The organism is Sphingomonas sp. Tas61C01, assembly GCF_052567495.1.
Genome location: NZ_CP199583.1, coordinates 2,124,652 through 2,139,562, shown reverse-complemented (window position 1 = coordinate 2,139,562; position 14,911 = coordinate 2,124,652). Strand labels below are relative to the sequence as shown.

General features: G+C 67.9%; 17 protein-coding genes, 2 tRNA genes and 1 pseudogene. 14 read left to right on the top strand and 6 right to left on the bottom strand.

Annotated elements, in window-relative coordinates:
• Nucleotides 1-395: 395 nt before the first annotated feature.
• The 3 genes and pseudogenes from ACT009_RS09950 to folK all read right to left on the bottom strand — a co-directional run bounded on the left by ACT009_RS09950 (nucleotide 396) and on the right by folK (nucleotide 1,958).
• Nucleotides 396-1,228, bottom strand: a pseudogene (locus ACT009_RS09950) (tyrosine-type recombinase/integrase).
• Between the two features lie 158 nt (nucleotides 1,229-1,386).
• Nucleotides 1,387-1,462 (bottom strand) — tRNA-Lys (locus ACT009_RS09945).
• A gap of 19 nt (nucleotides 1,463-1,481) precedes the next feature.
• Nucleotides 1,482-1,958 (bottom strand): 2-amino-4-hydroxy-6-hydroxymethyldihydropteridine diphosphokinase, encoded by a 477-nt coding sequence (gene folK, locus ACT009_RS09940; RefSeq protein WP_445190933.1) that lies wholly within the window; start codon nucleotides 1,956-1,958, stop codon nucleotides 1,482-1,484.
• Between the two features lie 22 nt (nucleotides 1,959-1,980).
• Here folK and ACT009_RS09935 point away from each other — a divergent pair, with 22 nt between their 5' ends.
• Genes ACT009_RS09935 through ACT009_RS09925 form a run of 3 tightly spaced genes read left to right on the top strand, consistent with a single transcriptional unit; the run spans nucleotide 1,981 to nucleotide 4,650 of the window.
• Nucleotides 1,981-2,688, top strand: a complete 708-nt coding sequence (locus tag ACT009_RS09935; RefSeq protein WP_445190932.1) for a uracil-DNA glycosylase — start codon at nucleotides 1,981-1,983, stop codon at nucleotides 2,686-2,688.
• Nucleotides 2,685-3,749 (top strand): dihydropteroate synthase, encoded by a 1,065-nt coding sequence (gene folP / locus ACT009_RS09930; protein WP_445190931.1) that lies wholly within the window; start codon nucleotides 2,685-2,687, stop codon nucleotides 3,747-3,749. Before ACT009_RS09935 ends, folP begins: the two co-directional genes overlap by 4 nt.
• A gap of 16 nt (nucleotides 3,750-3,765) precedes the next feature.
• A complete protein-coding gene (locus ACT009_RS09925) occupies nucleotides 3,766-4,650 on the top strand; it encodes a bestrophin family protein (RefSeq protein ID WP_445190930.1) in 885 nt (294 codons plus the stop codon).
• A 114-nt stretch (nucleotides 4,651-4,764) separates the two neighbouring features.
• Here the strand turns inward: ACT009_RS09925 and ACT009_RS09920 are convergent, their stop codons facing one another.
• Nucleotides 4,765-6,177: a sigma-54-dependent transcriptional regulator gene (locus ACT009_RS09920; protein ID WP_445190929.1), complete on the bottom strand. Its 1,413-nt coding sequence runs from the start codon at nucleotides 6,175-6,177 to the stop codon at nucleotides 4,765-4,767.
• Nucleotides 6,178-6,329: 152 nt separating this feature from the next.
• Between ACT009_RS09920 and ACT009_RS09915 the strand changes: the two genes are divergently transcribed.
• The 8 genes from ACT009_RS09915 (at nucleotide 6,330) to ACT009_RS09880 (ending at nucleotide 11,066) form a co-directional block, all read left to right on the top strand.
• On the top strand, nucleotides 6,330-6,458 hold the full coding sequence (locus ACT009_RS09915; protein WP_445190928.1) for an aa3-type cytochrome c oxidase subunit IV: 129 nt from the start codon (nucleotides 6,330-6,332) through the stop codon (nucleotides 6,456-6,458).
• A gap of 7 nt (nucleotides 6,459-6,465) precedes the next feature.
• Nucleotides 6,466-7,593 carry an NAD(P) transhydrogenase subunit alpha gene (locus tag ACT009_RS09910; protein ID WP_445190927.1) on the top strand — a complete coding sequence of 376 codons (1,128 nt, stop codon included), beginning with the start codon at nucleotides 6,466-6,468 and terminating at the stop codon, nucleotides 7,591-7,593.
• A gap of 26 nt (nucleotides 7,594-7,619) precedes the next feature.
• Nucleotides 7,620-7,868 (top strand): type II toxin-antitoxin system HicA family toxin, encoded by a 249-nt coding sequence (locus ACT009_RS09905; protein ID WP_445190926.1) that lies wholly within the window; start codon nucleotides 7,620-7,622, stop codon nucleotides 7,866-7,868.
• The gene (locus ACT009_RS09900; protein WP_445190925.1) at nucleotides 7,865-8,080 is read left to right on the top strand and encodes a type II toxin-antitoxin system HicB family antitoxin; all 216 of its coding nucleotides are present in this window, start codon (nucleotides 7,865-7,867) and stop codon (nucleotides 8,078-8,080) included. Before ACT009_RS09905 ends, ACT009_RS09900 begins: the two co-directional genes overlap by 4 nt.
• Before the next feature lie 9 nt (nucleotides 8,081-8,089).
• On the top strand, nucleotides 8,090-8,371 hold the full coding sequence (locus ACT009_RS09895) for an NAD(P) transhydrogenase subunit alpha (protein WP_445190924.1): 282 nt from the start codon (nucleotides 8,090-8,092) through the stop codon (nucleotides 8,369-8,371).
• A gap of 1 nt (nucleotide 8,372) precedes the next feature.
• The gene (locus ACT009_RS09890) at nucleotides 8,373-9,830 is read left to right on the top strand and encodes an NAD(P)(+) transhydrogenase (Re/Si-specific) subunit beta (RefSeq protein WP_445190923.1); all 1,458 of its coding nucleotides are present in this window, start codon (nucleotides 8,373-8,375) and stop codon (nucleotides 9,828-9,830) included.
• Between the two features lie 139 nt (nucleotides 9,831-9,969).
• Complete coding sequence (locus ACT009_RS09885) at nucleotides 9,970-10,917, top strand: hypothetical protein (protein ID WP_445190922.1); 948 nt, start codon at nucleotides 9,970-9,972, stop codon at nucleotides 10,915-10,917.
• A 73-nt stretch (nucleotides 10,918-10,990) separates the two neighbouring features.
• A tRNA-Val gene (locus ACT009_RS09880) sits at nucleotides 10,991-11,066 on the top strand.
• A gap of 13 nt (nucleotides 11,067-11,079) precedes the next feature.
• On the opposite strand, the gene ACT009_RS09875 is transcribed toward ACT009_RS09880, so the two are convergent.
• Complete coding sequence (locus ACT009_RS09875) at nucleotides 11,080-11,646, bottom strand: helix-turn-helix domain-containing protein (protein ID WP_445190921.1); 567 nt, start codon at nucleotides 11,644-11,646, stop codon at nucleotides 11,080-11,082.
• A 90-nt stretch (nucleotides 11,647-11,736) separates the two neighbouring features.
• On the opposite strand from ACT009_RS09875, the gene ACT009_RS09870 reads away from it, so the two are divergent.
• The 3 genes from ACT009_RS09870 (at nucleotide 11,737) to ACT009_RS09860 (ending at nucleotide 13,522) form a co-directional block, all read left to right on the top strand.
• Nucleotides 11,737-12,174 carry a DUF6456 domain-containing protein gene (locus ACT009_RS09870; RefSeq protein ID WP_445190920.1) on the top strand — a complete coding sequence of 146 codons (438 nt, stop codon included), beginning with the start codon at nucleotides 11,737-11,739 and terminating at the stop codon, nucleotides 12,172-12,174.
• Between the two features lie 65 nt (nucleotides 12,175-12,239).
• Nucleotides 12,240-13,202 carry a diaminopimelate epimerase gene (dapF, locus tag ACT009_RS09865; protein ID WP_445194057.1) on the top strand — a complete coding sequence of 321 codons (963 nt, stop codon included), beginning with the start codon at nucleotides 12,240-12,242 and terminating at the stop codon, nucleotides 13,200-13,202.
• Nucleotides 13,203-13,261: 59 nt separating this feature from the next.
• Nucleotides 13,262-13,522, top strand: a complete 261-nt coding sequence (locus ACT009_RS09860) for a hypothetical protein (protein WP_445190919.1) — start codon at nucleotides 13,262-13,264, stop codon at nucleotides 13,520-13,522.
• Between the two features lie 47 nt (nucleotides 13,523-13,569).
• On the opposite strand, the gene ACT009_RS09855 is transcribed toward ACT009_RS09860, so the two are convergent.
• Nucleotides 13,570-14,853 carry an MFS transporter gene (locus tag ACT009_RS09855; RefSeq protein WP_445190918.1) on the bottom strand — a complete coding sequence of 428 codons (1,284 nt, stop codon included), beginning with the start codon at nucleotides 14,851-14,853 and terminating at the stop codon, nucleotides 13,570-13,572.
• Between the last annotated feature and the right edge of the window lie 58 nt (nucleotides 14,854-14,911).

Here is a 14,911-nt window from a genome sequence, read left to right as displayed (position 1 = left end):
TCCCATTCTCCATACTCTTGAGGAGAGACGCTCCACGCTGCCCAACGTCCAATCAGAGTCGCAATCCAGTCAGCGGCCTGCACTGTTTGGTAAAAAATGGCTTTCCACCTCAAAAGGAGGTTCAATCAAGGCTCTCGCCGGGTTTACGCCAAACATGGTCTTGCTGGCAGTGGCAAGCAACCTTAGCCTTTCCTGATGCTGATCTAATATCATCATAAAATTAGATCGTTTATTTACGCAGTAAGAGTCGGTGGCCCGAATTGTATGCGCTAGCACCGTTGTGCACAGGCCATTCGAATTACTATCAGAGGGTGTCTGATATTTCTCACGACCTTAGTAGATGATCTGTCCGCCTGATTTATACAGCTCGTTTAGCATGCGAGAAACGCCGTTTCTTACCCCGGCATATTTACGAACATTTTTTGAGGATATGAGTTCGGTGCCCTTCTTCTCCCAAGTGGCTCGAACTCCTCCCAACGAGCAGCACGGACTATACCTGGACGCACAACGGTGTAGGCCAACAGCCAGGAAGCCAGCTTGACCAGCGGACTGGACGTGGATGCGTCCATGTCACGCAGCAGCTGCCTAGCGGCCCCCAGATCTTTCAGGGCAGGCTGCTTGCCGCCCCTGGGCGTCGGCTTCAGGGCCTTCCCGATCGTCGCTGCAGGATCGGCACCGACGATCCCCTCAGCGATGCCGTAGCCGAAGATCGCAGAGACGTGCTGCCGGATGCGCTTGGCGGTGTCGATTGCGCCGCGCGCCTCGACCTTGCCGAGCATCGCCAGGATCGTCGGGCCGTCCACATCGATCAGCGGGAGCTTGCCAAAGTCGGGAATACGTCCCGGTGCAGCGCCTGCTCAACCTTCTTGATCTGCACTGGCGACCAGCGCGGCTTCTGCGCCTCATGCCATCTGAGAGCGATGACCTCGAACGTAGCGCCCGCAGCGGCGTGCGCTGCCATCCGACCTTTGCGCTTCTCGGTGCCTGGATCCTTGTGGTCGCGCAGCTGCTGACGGGCGGCGTCGCGCGCGTCACGCGCTTTGGCGAGGCTGACCTCGGGGTAGGGGCCGATGATCAGCCGCTTCTCCTTGCCATCGAAGCGATACTTATAGCGCCACGATTTGAAGCCCTTCTTGGTCACGTAGAGGTACAGCCCGCTCGAATCGGCGAGCTTGTAATCCTTGTCACCCGGCAAAGCCTTGCGCGCCTGCGTATCGGTCAACGGCATCAATGCCCCCAATCGCAGAAACGATGCCCCCGTTCGTGCCCCCTCGTCAAACGCGCTGGGGTGCCGCAGCATGAGAAGCCGCGATAAGCTCTACCCCGCGAAAAAGCTGAGGTTCTGAGGCTTGTTGAGGTGTTCTGAACTGCATCGAGAGGAGCCGGTGGTGGGTCCGCCGGGGCTCGAACCCGGGACCTCTCGATTAAAAGTCGCTTGCTCTACCAACTGAGCTACGGACCCTCACACCGGCACGCGGCACCTAGGGGCGGGGGCGGGGGCGGTCAACCTGATGTGCCAGATGACGAACGCGCAATCCGGTCGACGGGTCGCGCCAGTCGCCGGCGATCGCGGCCAGCGGACCGAGCACGAACGCGCGATCGCGGAACGAGCGGTGCGGGATCGTCAGCGTGCGGCTGCGCCATTGACCGGCCGACCAGAGGACGATGTCGAGGTCGAGGATTCGCGCCCCCCAGGTACGGGTGGCGCGGCGGCCGAAGCGTCGCTCGATCGCCTTCAGGCGCCGGAGCAGCATCGGCGGATCGTCGGTCACCCGGAGCAGCACGACGGTGTTGGCGAAGCGGCGAGTCGATGGGCCGAGCGGCGCGCTGGCGATGGTCGGTGCGACCGCGATCACGCCGGGCAGCACCGCGATCGCCGCGGCGACAGTGCGCGCGGGTGGGCCATGCCGCCCGTACCGGTTCGATCCGATCGCGATCGCATAGGTTGTCGCCGCCATCGCCGCGGCTTACCGCAGCGCGATGGCGAACGCACCCGGTCCGATCCCGCATGGCGAACCGCCGCACGATTGCCCGCGCTGCCCGCGACTCGTCGCGTTGCGGGAGGCCTGCCGAAACGAGCATCCCGACTGGTGGAATGCGCCGGTACCGGCGTTCGGCGATCCGGATGCATGGCTCGCGATCGTAGGGCTGGCGCCGGGCAAGCACGGCGCGAACCGCACCGGCCGAGCCTTCACCGGCGATGCGGCCGGGGCGATGCTGTTCGAGGCGCTCGCCCGGCATGGGCTGTGTACCGGCACGGACAGCGGCACGCTCGACGACGACCTGGCGCTGCACGGCGCGATCATCCTCAACGCGGTCAAATGCCTGCCGCCGCAGAACAAGCCGACCCCGGAGGAAGTGCGGACCTGCCGGCCGTTCCTCGCGGGTCAGGCGGCGATGCTGCCGCGCGCGCGGATCTTCGTCGCCCTCGGCCAGGTCGCGCACCAGTCGTGCGTCAAAATTCTTGGTGGGCGGTTGCCCAAGGCGCGGTTCGCGCACCTGGCGGAGCACCGCGTGCCCGACGGGCGGATCCTGATCGACAGCTATCATTGTTCGCGGCTCAACCAGAATACCGGCCGGCTGACTCCCGAGATGTTCGACGCGGTGTTCGCGCGGGCGGTGGCGTTGCGGGCGAGCCTCGCCGGCGGTGGACCGGAGGCGCCGCCCGCGGCTACGAGCATTGGATGAGCGATCTCCATCTCCGCCCCGTCCAGTTCGTCGATTCGCCGGTCGACCGCGACGGTGAGGTCGCGCGGCTGGCCGGGGGGATGCTGTGGTTCGCGGCCTATGAGGTGATCGAACCGGGGCGGCGGTCTACGGTGGCGGTGAGCGAATTCATGGACGAGTTCGCGCACGAAGCACGTGCGATGCGGCTGCATGCGGCGATCACCGCACCGCGCGCGCCCTGGACGCTCGGCGAGCGGGTGCTGCGGTTCGATCAGCCGGCAGTAGCGGGTATCCTCAACCTGACGCCCGACAGTTTCTCGGACGGCGGCGCGCTGATGGGCGATGCCGCGGCGGGGGCGGCGGCGGGGATCGACCTGGCAGCGGCGGGCGCGACGCTGATCGATGTCGGCGGCGAATCGACGCGGCCGGGCGCGGCGCTGGTCTGGGAGGGAGACGAGATCAAGCGGGTCGAGCCGGTGATCGCACGGCTCGCGGCGGCGGGCGCGCTGGTGTCGATCGACACGCGTAAGTCCGCGGTGATGGAAGCGGCGCTGGCGGCAGGCGCGGCCATCGTCAACGACGTGTCGGCGTTGCTGTGGGACGATCGCGCGCTGGGGGTGGTGGCGGGTGCCGGCTGCCCGGTGGTGCTGATGCACTCGCCCGATCCGGCGAAGGGGCCGCATGGCGAGGCACGCTACGGGAACGTGCTGACCGACGTGTTCGACTGGCTGGAGCGACGGATCGAGGCGGTCGTCGCCGCGGGGATCGATCGGGCGCGGATCGTCGTGGATCCGGGGATCGGCTTCGGCAAGTCGCTGGCGGACAATCTCGCGTTGCTGAACGGGCTGGCGCTGTTCCACGGGCTCGGCTGTCCGATCATGCTGGGCGCGAGCCGCAAGCGGATGATCGGCGCCTTGTCGAACGAGGCGAAGGCCAGCGAGCGGCTCGGCGGATCGATCGCGCTGGCGCTGAAGGGCGTCGAAGCGGGCGTGCAACTGCTTCGCGTTCACGACGTTGCGCAGACCGTCCAGGCGGTGCGTGTCTGGCGCGGCCTGCGCGATCAGGCGTTGGTCGGGCGATGAGGAGGAGAGCCGACGCATGATCGTCGATGCCGTGCCACGCTACCGGCGGATCGCCGCCGAGGTGTGGCGACCGTTGACCGCGCTGTTCGTCTGGGACGTCGTGGTGACGATCACTTATTACGTCCTGCCGTTCAAGGCGCCGACGCTGCCGCTGACGCTGTTCGGCTCGGCGCTCGCGCTGTTCCTCGGCTTTCGCGCGACGTCGGCGTATCAGCGCTGGTGGGAAGGCCGCGTGCTGTGGGGGGCGATGATCAATGCGTCGCGCAGCCTGGCGCGGGCGACACGAAGCTATCTGCCCGACGAGGCCGCGCGCGACCTGCAGCGCGCGATCATCCTTCGCCAGATCACCTACGTGAACGTTTTGCGCTGCCAGTTGCGACGGCAGGATACCACCGACGAGGTCAACCGCTTCCTGTCGCCCGACGAGGCGGCGCCGGCGCTGGCGCGGACCAACGTCGCCAACGGCATTCTCGACGGCACCGGGCGGCGGGTCGACCACGCCCGCGCGCAAAGCTGGATCGACACCATCCAGCAGGCGTCGATCGAGCAGACGCTGGTCGACATCACCAATGCGCAAGGCGGGATGGAGCGGCTGAAGAACACCCCGCTGCCGAACCAGTATCGCTTCTTCCCCACCTTGTTCACGCACATGTTCTGCGTGCTGCTGCCGATCGGTCTCGTCGAGACGCTAGGGTTCGCCACACCGCTCGGCTCCACGGTGGCGGGGCTGATGTTCCTGGCGGTGCTGGCGATCGGCGAGGATTTGGTCGATCCGTTCGCGAACACGGTGCACGACGTGCCGTTGACCGCGATGTGCCGGACGATCGAGATCGACCTGCTCCAGGCGCTGGGCGATCCCGCGCCGCCGCCGGTGACGCCGGAGCGCGGCGTGTTGTGGTAGCAGGGTTATGTTGGAGCGGGAGCAGTCGGCGCGGTCTTCCCCTCCTTGTGTCCCCGCGAAGGCGGGGACCCAGTACTGGGCTCCCGCCTTCGCGGGAGCACAAGCGGCGGCAGCTCACGCCGCGTTGTCGATCCCCAGCTCGCCGAGCTTGCGGTAGAGCGTCGAGCGACCGATGCCGAGTCGGCGGGCGACTTCGGTCATGCGGCCGCGGTAATGGCCGATCGCGAGGCGGATGACGTCGGCTTCGATGTCTTCCAGCGGGCGCAGGTTGCCGTCGGGACGGAAGAGGGTGACCCCGCCGCCATTGGTGCTGGCGGCATTGCCCTGGCGACGATGGCCGAGCGCGGCGATCTGCGGGAAATCGGCGCGGGTCAGCGCCGCGCCTTCGCACAGCACTGCGGCGCGGAAGAGCGCGTTCTGGAGCTGGCGGACATTGCCGGGCCAGTCGTATTCGACGAGCAGCGCGAGCGCGTCGTCGGTGATCCCGAGCGGGCGGAGCCCCGGCTGCTGCGCGATCCGCGCTAGCAGGTGGCGGGCGAGCGCGGGGACGTCTCCGGTACGTTCGCGCAACGGCGGGATCGTGACCTGGACGACGTTGAGGCGATAATAGAGGTCCTCGCGGAAGCGCCCGGCCTCGACCTCGTCGAGCAGCCGCTTGTTGGTCGCGGCGATGACGCGGACATCGACTTCGCGGGCGTGCCGCGCGCCGATCGGCTGGATCTCGCCGCTTTGCAGGACGCGGAGCAATTTGACCTGCGCCTCGAGCGGCATCTCGCCGATCTCGTCGAGGAAGATGGTGCTGCCGTCGGCTTCCTGGAACTTGCCGATCTTGCGTTCGAACGCGCCGGTGAAGGCGCCCTTTTCGTGCCCGAACAGCTCGCTTTCGACGAGGTTGGCGGGGATCGCGCCGCAATTGAGCGTGACCATCGGCTTCTTGCCGCGCGGGCTGGCGGCGTGCACCGCCTCCGCGACGACTTCCTTGCCGACGCCGCTCTCGCCTTCGAGCAGCACGGGGACGCGAGCACGCGCCGCCTTCGCCGCGATCGCCAGCGCGGCGCGGAAATCGGGCGAGGAGCCGACGATCTCGTCGAATGCGAGCAGTGCGGGGATCTTCTCAGTCAAGGGGCGGAGCTCGCCCGCCGCAGTGCCCGCGATCACCGCCTCCAGCGACGCCAGCAGGCGTTCGGGGGCGAGCGGCTTGACCAGGAAATCGGTGGCGCCGGCGCGCATCGCCGACACCGCGTGCGCGACCGAGCCATTGGCGGTGAACATCAGGATCGGCAGCGCCGGGCGGCGCGCGCGCAGTTCGGCGATCAGCGGCACCGCATCGGTATCCGGCGACGAATGATCGAGCAGGATCGCATCGAGCTGCATGCCGTCCTGCGTGCCGAGCGTCGCGATCGCCATCTCGGCATCCGCGGCGAAGATCGACCGCCAGCCGCCGCGCGCCGCAAGCGCCGCCACGAGTCGGCGCTGGGCCGGCTCTTCGTCGATCAGCAGGAGAAGGCGCTGGCCGTTGCGCGTCATCTGTGTTCCAATCCAATTCCGTGGAGGCATCCATACCGAGCGTGGGTAAAAGCGGCCTTAAGGGTGGCGAACGCTAGCGAACGGGGTCGAGCGGGCTTGAGGGAGCCGATCCGCACCGATATGCTTCGGGCGAACGGCGAATGGACGAGGGTATGACGATGGCTGGTGACGGCAACATGAATGCGCACGAGGCGACCTATGGCAGTGTCATGGGGATGATGAAGTGGGGCACGCTCGCCTGCGTCCTGATCGCGTTCTTCGTCATCTGGCTCATCTCGTAACCGCGCGGTGAAGATCGCCGTCCTGAGGGAGCAGATCGACGGCGAGCGGCGGGTGGCCGCGACGCCCGAAACCGTCCGCAAGTTCGTCGCCCTGGGGGCGACGGTGGCGCTGGAGGCGGGGGCGGGTGATGGCGCGTCCATAGCCGACGCCGCCTATGCCGAGGCGGGCGCCGAGATCGGCGACCGCGCCGGGACGCTGGCGGGGGCGGCGCTGATTCTCGGGGTGCAGGGCCCCGATCCGCAATCGCTCGGCGGCAGTGCGCCGGGTGCGTGGATCGTGGCGGGGCTCAACCCGTTCGGGGAGCGTGCGCGGGTCGACGTTTATGCCGCGGCGGGGTTCGAGGCGCTGGCGATGGAGCTGATGCCGCGGATCACGCGTGCGCAGTCGATGGACATCCTGTCGTCGCAGTCGAACCTCGCGGGCTACAAGGCGGTGCTCGATGCTGCCGCGGAATATGGCCGGGCGTTTCCGATGATGATGACCGCGGCGGGCACCGTCAGCGCGGCCAAGGTGTTCGTGATGGGCGTCGGCGTCGCGGGCCTGCAGGCGATCGCGACCGCGCGGCGGCTCGGTGCGCAGGTATCGGCTACCGACGTGCGCAGCGCGACCCGCGAACAGATCCAGTCGCTGGGCGCCAAGCCGATCTTCGTGGAGAACGTGGCGGGGATCGAGGGCGAGGGATCGGGCGGATATGCGGGCGAGATGAGCCCCGAATACCAGGCTGCGCAGGCGGAGCTGGTGTCCGCGCACATCGCCAAGCAGGACATCGTCATCACCACCGCGCTGATCCCCGGCCGGCCAGCGCCGCGGCTGATCAGCGCCGCGCAGATCGCGACGATGAAACCCGGCAGCGTGATCGTCGACCTCGCGGTCGAACAGGGCGGCAATGTCGAGGGCGCGGTAGCGGGCGAGGTCGCGACGGTGCACGGGGTGAAGATCGTCGGTCACCGCAACGTGCCGAGCCGGCTGGCCGCAGACGCGTCGGCGCTGTTTTCGCGCAACCTGTACAATTTCCTCAACGCGTTCTGGGACAAGGAGGCGGGCAAGCCGGTCTTCCCGGACGACGACGAGATCGTCCAGGGCGTGCGCCTGACCCAAGGCGGCAAGGTGGTAAACGCGAGGCTGCTGTCGTGACGATACCGACGGCTTGATCGCACAGGGTGTCGCGCGCCGAAAAGCTTCTCGAGCGGATGCGCGCCAATCCTCGCGACTGGCGGATCGCCGACGTCGTGGCAGCGTGCGAGGCGGCGGGCGTGGCTTGCACCCCGCCGCGCGCTGGCTCACACTACAAGGTGAAGCATCCGGATCTGATCGAGATACTGACGATACCAGCCCATCGCCCGATCAAACCTGTGTACATCCGAGCTCTGGTGCAGTTCATCGATCGCGCGAACGGAGGAACGCCTTGAACCCGCAAGATTTCGAAGTCGACATCCTACCCCTGTCGCCGGAGGACGGCGGCGGGTTCAGCGCGGTCGCACCCGAACTGCCGGGCTGCCGGTCGGATGGCGAGACGCCACAGGAAGCGCTGGACAACATCTACGACGCGATCGCCTGCTGGATCGAGGCGGCGCAGGAGATGGGCCGAGCCGTACCGCAACCCCGCCGCGCCGCGGCCTGAGGAGCAACCATGGACTTCATCGCGATCCTGTCGATCTTCGTGCTGGCGTGTTTCGTCGGTTATTTCGTGGTGTGGTCGGTCACCCCGGCGTTGCACACGCCGTTGATGGCGGTGACCAACGCGATCTCCAGTGTGATCATCGTCGGTGCGTTGATCGCGTCGGCGGCGGCGGGATCGCCGGTCGCGAAGTGGCTGGGGCTGCTCGCGGTGGTGCTGGCGAGCGTCAACATCTTCGGGGGCTTCGCGGTGACCGCGCGGATGCTGGCGATGTACAAGAAGAAGGTGCGCTGAGATGGACGAGACGGCGCACAACGCGGTCGGCAGCATAGCCGCGAGCCCGTGGGTGGCGCTGGCCTACCTCGTCGCGGGGGTGTGCTTCATTCTGGCGCTGCGTGGGCTTTCGAGCCCGGTGTCGAGCCAGCGCGGCAACCGCTTCGGCATGATCGGCATGACCATCGCGGTGGTCACGACGCTGATCACCCACGAGATCGCGAGCCTGCCCGAGATCGTCGCCGCGATCGCGATCGGCGGCGCGATCGGCTTCGTGATCGCGCGCAAGATAGCGATGACCGACATGCCGCAGCTGGTCGCGGGCTTCCACAGCCTGGTCGGGCTGGCGGCGGTGCTGGTCGGGTGCGCGGCGTACCTCAATCCCGAGGCGTTCGGGATCGCGACGCTGATGGTGCCGATGATCGGCCAGCCGGTCGCGATCATCCACCCCGCGAGCCGGATCGAGCTTGGGCTCGGCGTCGCGATCGGTGCGATCACCTTTTCCGGATCGATCATCGCGTTCCTGAAGCTCAACGGCAACATGGGCGGCAAGCCGATCATGCTGCCGGGGCGGCACGTCATCAACCTGGCAGTGCTCGCCGGCATCCTGGGGCTGATCGGCTATTTCACGCAGGATCAGGCGCCGGTGGTGTTCTGGACGATCCTCGGCCTCAGCTTCGCGATCGGCTTCCTGCTGATCATCCCGATCGGCGGCGCAGACATGCCGGTCGTGGTGTCGATGCTGAACAGCTATTCGGGCTGGGCGGCGGCGGCGATGGGGTTCACGCTGCACAACAGCGCGATGATCATCACCGGCGCGCTGGTCGGATCGTCGGGCGCGATCCTGTCCTACATTATGTGCCGCGCAATGAACCGCAGCTTCATCAGCGTGATCGCGGGCGGCTTCGGCGCCGAGGCGAGCAGCGGGGGCGGCGACGCCAAGGAGCAGCGGCCGTGGAAGCGCGGATCGGCCGAGGACGCGGCGTTCCTGATGAGCCAGGCCGAGCAGGTGGTGATCGTCCCAGGCTACGGCATGGCGGTGGCGCAGGCGCAGCACGTGCTCCGCGAGATGGGCGACAAGCTGAAGGCCGAGGGCGTGCGCGTCAGATATGCGATCCACCCCGTGGCGGGACGGATGCCCGGGCACATGAACGTTCTGCTCGCCGAGGCCAACGTGCCCTATGACGAGGTGTTTGAGCTGGAGGACATCAACTCCGAATTCGCGCAGACCGATGTCGCCTTCGTGATCGGCGCCAACGACGTCACCAATCCGGCGGCGAAGACCGACAAGACCTCGCCGATCTACGGCATGCCGATCCTCGACGTCGAGAAGGCGAAGACCGTGCTGTTCATCAAGCGATCGATGGGCGGGGTCGGCTATGCCGGCGTCGACAACGACGTGTTCTACATGGACAACACGATGATGCTGCTCGCCGACGCCAAGAAGATGGTCGAAGACATCGTCAAGGCGCTCGGCTGAGCGCGATCTTCTCCGTTATGGACCAATCTCCCGCGGCGTGCTTCACCATCGCCGGGTGAAAGCGCGGTTTCGGAGGTGAATGGCCGTGGCCGGGTCATGGCCACGCGTATCGTGCGCCCGATAATGGGGAAGATTGGACATGGGTGAGGGCGAGGGGGACGCCGCGGATTATGCGCGGATCGATCGCTGCACCGCGATCGTGATCGGCAGGCCCGCGCTGTGCGGGGAGGCATCGGCGGCGATCGAGATGATCGGCGGCCGGGTCGTCGCGCAGATCGACTGGGCGTCGATGGCGGAGGCGCTGGCCGGCGGCGGCGCGACCGCGGGGATCATCGTGGTCGAGGCCGAGGGGATCGACGATGTGGTGCTCGATACCGCGCTGCCGCGGATCGATGCCTATGCCTCGGCGCTCGACCTGCCGGTTATCGTCGCGTTCTCGGATCACCAAATCGACATGGTCGCGGCGCATCTGCTCGGCCGGCAGGTGCAATTGCTCTGCGCGCCGACGATGGCCGAGCGGGTCGCCGCGATCGCGGTGGCGGCGAAGCTGTCGAGCGCGCCGCGGCTGGAGGATTCGTGGCGCGAGAGCGAGGCGGCGCGGCTGCAGCGGCTCAATCAGGAAGTGGCGCGGATCGCCGAGATCCTCGCGCGGCTGACCCGCGACGAGCCGCCCGAGGTGGAGGACCGCCGCCGCAGCTACGATGCCGGCCCCGCGGTCACCGTCCCCACGCCCGACGAGCCGATCGACGCGCAGGAGATTCGCCGCGCGATTCGGGCGCGGCGCCTGCGCGAGCAGTTCTTCGGCGGGGGGCTGTTCGAGGATCCCGCTTGGGACATGCTGCTCGATCTGTTCGCGGCGGAGCTCGAACATGGCCGGGTGTCGGTGTCGAGCCTGTGCATCGCTGCCGCGGTGGCGCCGACGACCGCGCTGAGGTGGATCAGCAAGATGACCGAGGCGGAGCTGTTCGTGCGCCAGCCCGATCCGCAGGACCGCCGCCGCGCGTTCATGGCGCTGTCGCCGCGCGCGAGCCAGGCGATGCGCAGCTACGTCGCGGCGGCCCGGCGCGCGCAGCTGGCGATTGCCTGATCGGATTGAGCGCCGACCAAGGGCTTGCGGGCCGGCGTCCATTTTGGCATCGCCGTCGTCACCGGACGATCCCGGGCGCTTAGCTCAGCTGGTAGAGCGGCTCGTTTACACCGAGTAGGTCGGCGGTTCGAACCCGTCAGCGCCCACCATCCTCCCGCCTTCTCACAAGCTCCGCACCAGCCGGATCGCCTGCGCGATCCAGGGAGGCGAGGTGACGACCTGCTGGCGGCTGCCGGGTTGCAGCGGCAGCAGGTGGAGCTTGCCGCCGGGTTCGCGCCCGATCAGCCGGCCGAACAGGAAGCGGCCGGCGGGGCGCGGCACCAGCACGTCGCGGTTCAACGCGGTGCCGAATGCGTCGGGGGTCAAGGGCTGGCACCAGATCTCGTCGCCGGTGCGATAGTCGCCGACCCCCGCGGTGACGGTGACCGCGACCTGACCGCTGCCGACCGAGGGGGGCAGCACGGTTGCAGGGCGGCGGAGCGCGTGGGCGCCGCTGGCGTCGAGCTGCGCGGCGACCGGCAGCACCGCGCGATCGGGCAAGGTCACCAGATCCGCGGCATCCACCTCCAGCGCGGCGGCGATGCGGTTGAGCCAGCCGACCGAGACGGTGCGGGTGCCGGTCTCGAGCCGGCCGATCGTCTGCGCGGTCGTCGGCGGATCGCAGCGGCGCGCGACCTCGTCGAGGGTGAGGCCACGGCTGCGGCGGACATCGCGGATGGCGGTGATCATGGTGGAGGCTCCAACCAAATGGGTTTGCACGCTGTCCTACAATGGTGACGCTGTGGCAAGCCTTCGCGCGGAACCGAGCGGGAGGCGACGATGCAGGAATTGGTCGAGCGGACGATGAGTTGCGGGCGCCGGGTCACGGTGAACCTGGCTGAGTCGCCGCTCGGCTGGCTGCGCGCGCGCGGGCTGGTCGATGCGCGGCAGTTCGATGCGGGCGAGGCGCTGCGCCGCGATCACGAGCGCGCCGCGCTCGGCGCTGCGGTGACGATGCGGTGGGAGGCGCGGGTCGACGGCGGTGGTGGGGGCGATGCGGCGGATGCGGGGTTGGCGCGGATCGCGGCGAAGCGCCGCTTCGATGCCGCGATCGCGACGGCGGGCGCGGGGCTGGGCGACATCCTGTGGCGGGTGGTTTGTGCGGGCGAGGCGCTGCCGGTGGCGGAGAAGGCGCTGGGCTGGCCGTCCCGCAGCGGCCGGCTGGTGCTGACGCTCGCGCTCGATCGGCTCGCGGACCATTATCGCCTTGCGCGGTGAGACGGTGTAGGCCGCGCGCGCATGACCAAGGATTTCAGATGAGCGCGCGGCAAGCGGCGTCGACGATGCGCTTCGATGTCGTCAAGTGCCACGGATCGGGCAATGATTTCCCGATGATCGACGCACGCGCGATCGTACTCGACGATACGGCATGGGCGGCGGTGGCGCGCGCGCTGGCGGATCGGGCGGGGCCGATCGGCGGCGATGGCCTGCTGCTGCTGGGTGAGGGCCGCGAGGGCACCGCGTTCGCGATGCGGATGTTCAATTCGGATGGGTCGGAGGCGGAAACCTGCCTCAATGGCCTGCGCTGCGTGGCGCGGCTGGGGTTCGCGGCACTCGGGGTGGAGCGCGGCGACGTCGCGTTGAAGACCTCGGTCGCGACGGTCGAGCATGTCGGCGATCTCGCGCCGGCGGTCTACACGGTACGCGAGACCGCGGGACCGGCCTCGCTCGATGCCGCCGCCTGGCCGCTTCACGGGGCAACTACGAGGATCGTCGATGCGCCGATCGCGGCGCTGCCCGGCGTTCGGCGGTACACCGCGGTAGCGATGCCGAACCCGCATCTGGTGTGCTTCGTCGACGCGATCGACGATGCCGAATTGGGCGCGGTCGGGGCGGTGTGCGAGGCGGCGCCCGACTGGCTGCCGAACCGTGCCAATGTCAGCTTCGTCGAACGGCGTGGCGACGATCTGTTCGTGCGCACCTTCGAGCGCGGGGTCGGGCTGACGGACAGTTGCGGCAGCGCGATGGGCGCGTCGATCTACGCCGCCGGGATCACCGGTCGGGTGCCGTTCGGCCGCGACACGATGGTGTTCAACCGCGGCGGCCTGGTCCGAGCGAGCGCGTCGGCGGACGGGATGGTGACGCTGATGGGCAATGCGACGGTCGAGTGGCGCGGCGCGGTAACGGTCGATCTCGACTCCGCGGTCGCGACCGACCTGACGATCGACGAGCGCGCGGACGACGAGGTCGCGGCCTGGGCAGCTGCGGTCGCGGCGCTGTCGACAACCACCGAATATCCCACATAAATCGATATGGCGATGAACCCGCCGCGCCGCTGTTCGTTGAACGGGCGAGGCAGGTGGTTATGAACGACCCGTACGATGCTGACGACGAGCGACTGAAGCGACGGCAGAGCGACGCGCTCTTTCCTGTCGGCCGGGTGCTGCGATCCACCTACGATGCCGACAATCACGAAACGCTGAGCGCGGAGGTGACCGCGCTGATGATCAACCTGTCGCGGGTTCCATACGAGCCGTGCGCCAAGGCGACGGTCCCCGTTCCGGTGGCGGTCGCGCCACCGGTGCGATCGTTGCGGGCGCGGGTGATCACGTTGCTTGGGGGATAAGGCGAACGCTTCTGGCGTCACCTCCGCCTTCGCAGGCGTTGTCCAGATCAAGCATCCACTCTCGCCAGTCGCGGGCTCAGCAGGTGCACCACCGCCACCGCGATCAGGTACACGCTGCCGGCCACCGCGAAGATCAGCGTGTAGCTGCCGGTGGTCTGCAGCACGTAGCCGGTGAACTTCGCCATTACCATGCCGCCGATCGCGCCGAGCGTGCCGCCGATGCCGACCACCGATCCGATCGCGGCGCGCGGGAACATGTCCGACGGGATCGTGTAGAGATTGGCGGAGAAGCCTTGGTGCGCCGCCCCCGCGAGCCCGACGATCAGCACCGCGAGCCAGAGATGGTCGACATATTGCGCGAAGAAGATCGGCATGACCAGGATCGCGCAGGCGAGCATCGTCACCTTGCGCGCGACATTGGCGGAATAGCCGCGCTTCATCAGTCGCGACGATGACCAGCCGCCGGCGACGCTGCCGACATCGGAGATCAGGTAGATGACGACGAGCGGCGGACCGAAGCTCTTGAGGTCGAGGCCGTAGGTCTTGGCGAGGAAATCGGGGGTCCAGAACAGGAAGAGCCACCAGATCGGGTCGATCAGGAACTTGCCGAGCGCATAGGCCCAGGTCTCGCGATAGCCGAGCAACGTCAGCCAGCCGATCTTCCCCACCGGATCGGCGGGGTCGCTTTCGATGAAGGCGAGTTCGGCGGCGCCGAGCCGCGGCTGTTCGCGCGGGCGGCGGTAGATCGCGATCCACGCCACCAGCCAGATCAGGCTGACCGCGCCGGTGATCACGAACGCCATCCGCCAGCCGAAGGCGAGGGTGATGATCGGAACGATCAGCGGGGTGACGATCGCGCCGATATTGGCGCCGGCGTTGAACACGCCCGTGGCGAAGGCACGCTCGCGGGCCGGGAACCAGTCGGAGACCGCCTTCAACCCAGCGGGGAAGTTGCCCGCCTCGCCGACGCCGAGGACGAAGCGTGCCGCCGAAAATTGGAACGCGCTGCCGGCGAAGCCACACAGCGTGTGGCCGAGCGTCCAGATCACGAAGGCGATCGAATAGCCGATCCGGGCGCCGAGCATGTCGACGAGCTTGCCGAAGCTCAGATAACCGATCGCATAGGCGGCCTGAAACCAGAAGATGACGTCGGCATAGGTCAGGTCGTCCCAGCCGAGTTCGGCGGAGATGGTCGGCTTGAGCACGCCGATCATCTGCCGATCGACATAGTTGATCGCGGTGGCCACGAACAGCAGCGCGCAGATCGCCCAGCGATAGCGCCCGACCCGTTCCGCCGCGCCGGCAACCGCCGGCACCTCCCTCGTCGCCATCGGACCCTCTCCATGTCGCGCCCATGATCGGGCGTCGTTCGTCTCGGCGGCCGGGTGG

Bases quoted from the DNA above. Each gene is read 5' to 3' on its own strand.
- folK (WP_445190933.1), bottom strand. From the start codon at position 1,958: ATGGCGGCGACAACCTATGCGATCGCGATCGGATCGAACCGGTACGGG.
- ACT009_RS09935 (WP_445190932.1), top strand. From the start codon at position 1,981: ATGGCGAACGCACCCGGTCCGATCCCGCATGGCGAACCGCCGCACGAT.
- folP (WP_445190931.1), top strand. From the start codon at position 2,685: ATGAGCGATCTCCATCTCCGCCCCGTCCAGTTCGTCGATTCGCCGGTC.
- ACT009_RS09925 (WP_445190930.1), top strand. From the start codon at position 3,766: ATGATCGTCGATGCCGTGCCACGCTACCGGCGGATCGCCGCCGAGGTG.
- ACT009_RS09920 (WP_445190929.1), bottom strand. From the start codon at position 6,177: ATGACGCGCAACGGCCAGCGCCTTCTCCTGCTGATCGACGAAGAGCCG.
- ACT009_RS09915 (WP_445190928.1), top strand. From the start codon at position 6,330: ATGACGATGGCTGGTGACGGCAACATGAATGCGCACGAGGCGACCTAT.
- ACT009_RS09895 (WP_445190924.1), top strand. From the start codon at position 8,090: ATGGACTTCATCGCGATCCTGTCGATCTTCGTGCTGGCGTGTTTCGTC.
- ACT009_RS09890 (WP_445190923.1), top strand. From the start codon at position 8,373: ATGGACGAGACGGCGCACAACGCGGTCGGCAGCATAGCCGCGAGCCCG.
- ACT009_RS09885 (WP_445190922.1), top strand. From the start codon at position 9,970: ATGGGTGAGGGCGAGGGGGACGCCGCGGATTATGCGCGGATCGATCGC.
- ACT009_RS09875 (WP_445190921.1), bottom strand. From the start codon at position 11,646: ATGATCACCGCCATCCGCGATGTCCGCCGCAGCCGTGGCCTCACCCTC.
- ACT009_RS09870 (WP_445190920.1), top strand. From the start codon at position 11,737: ATGCAGGAATTGGTCGAGCGGACGATGAGTTGCGGGCGCCGGGTCACG.
- dapF (WP_445194057.1), top strand. From the start codon at position 12,240: ATGCGCTTCGATGTCGTCAAGTGCCACGGATCGGGCAATGATTTCCCG.
- ACT009_RS09860 (WP_445190919.1), top strand. From the start codon at position 13,262: ATGAACGACCCGTACGATGCTGACGACGAGCGACTGAAGCGACGGCAG.
- ACT009_RS09855 (WP_445190918.1), bottom strand. From the start codon at position 14,853: ATGGCGACGAGGGAGGTGCCGGCGGTTGCCGGCGCGGCGGAACGGGTC.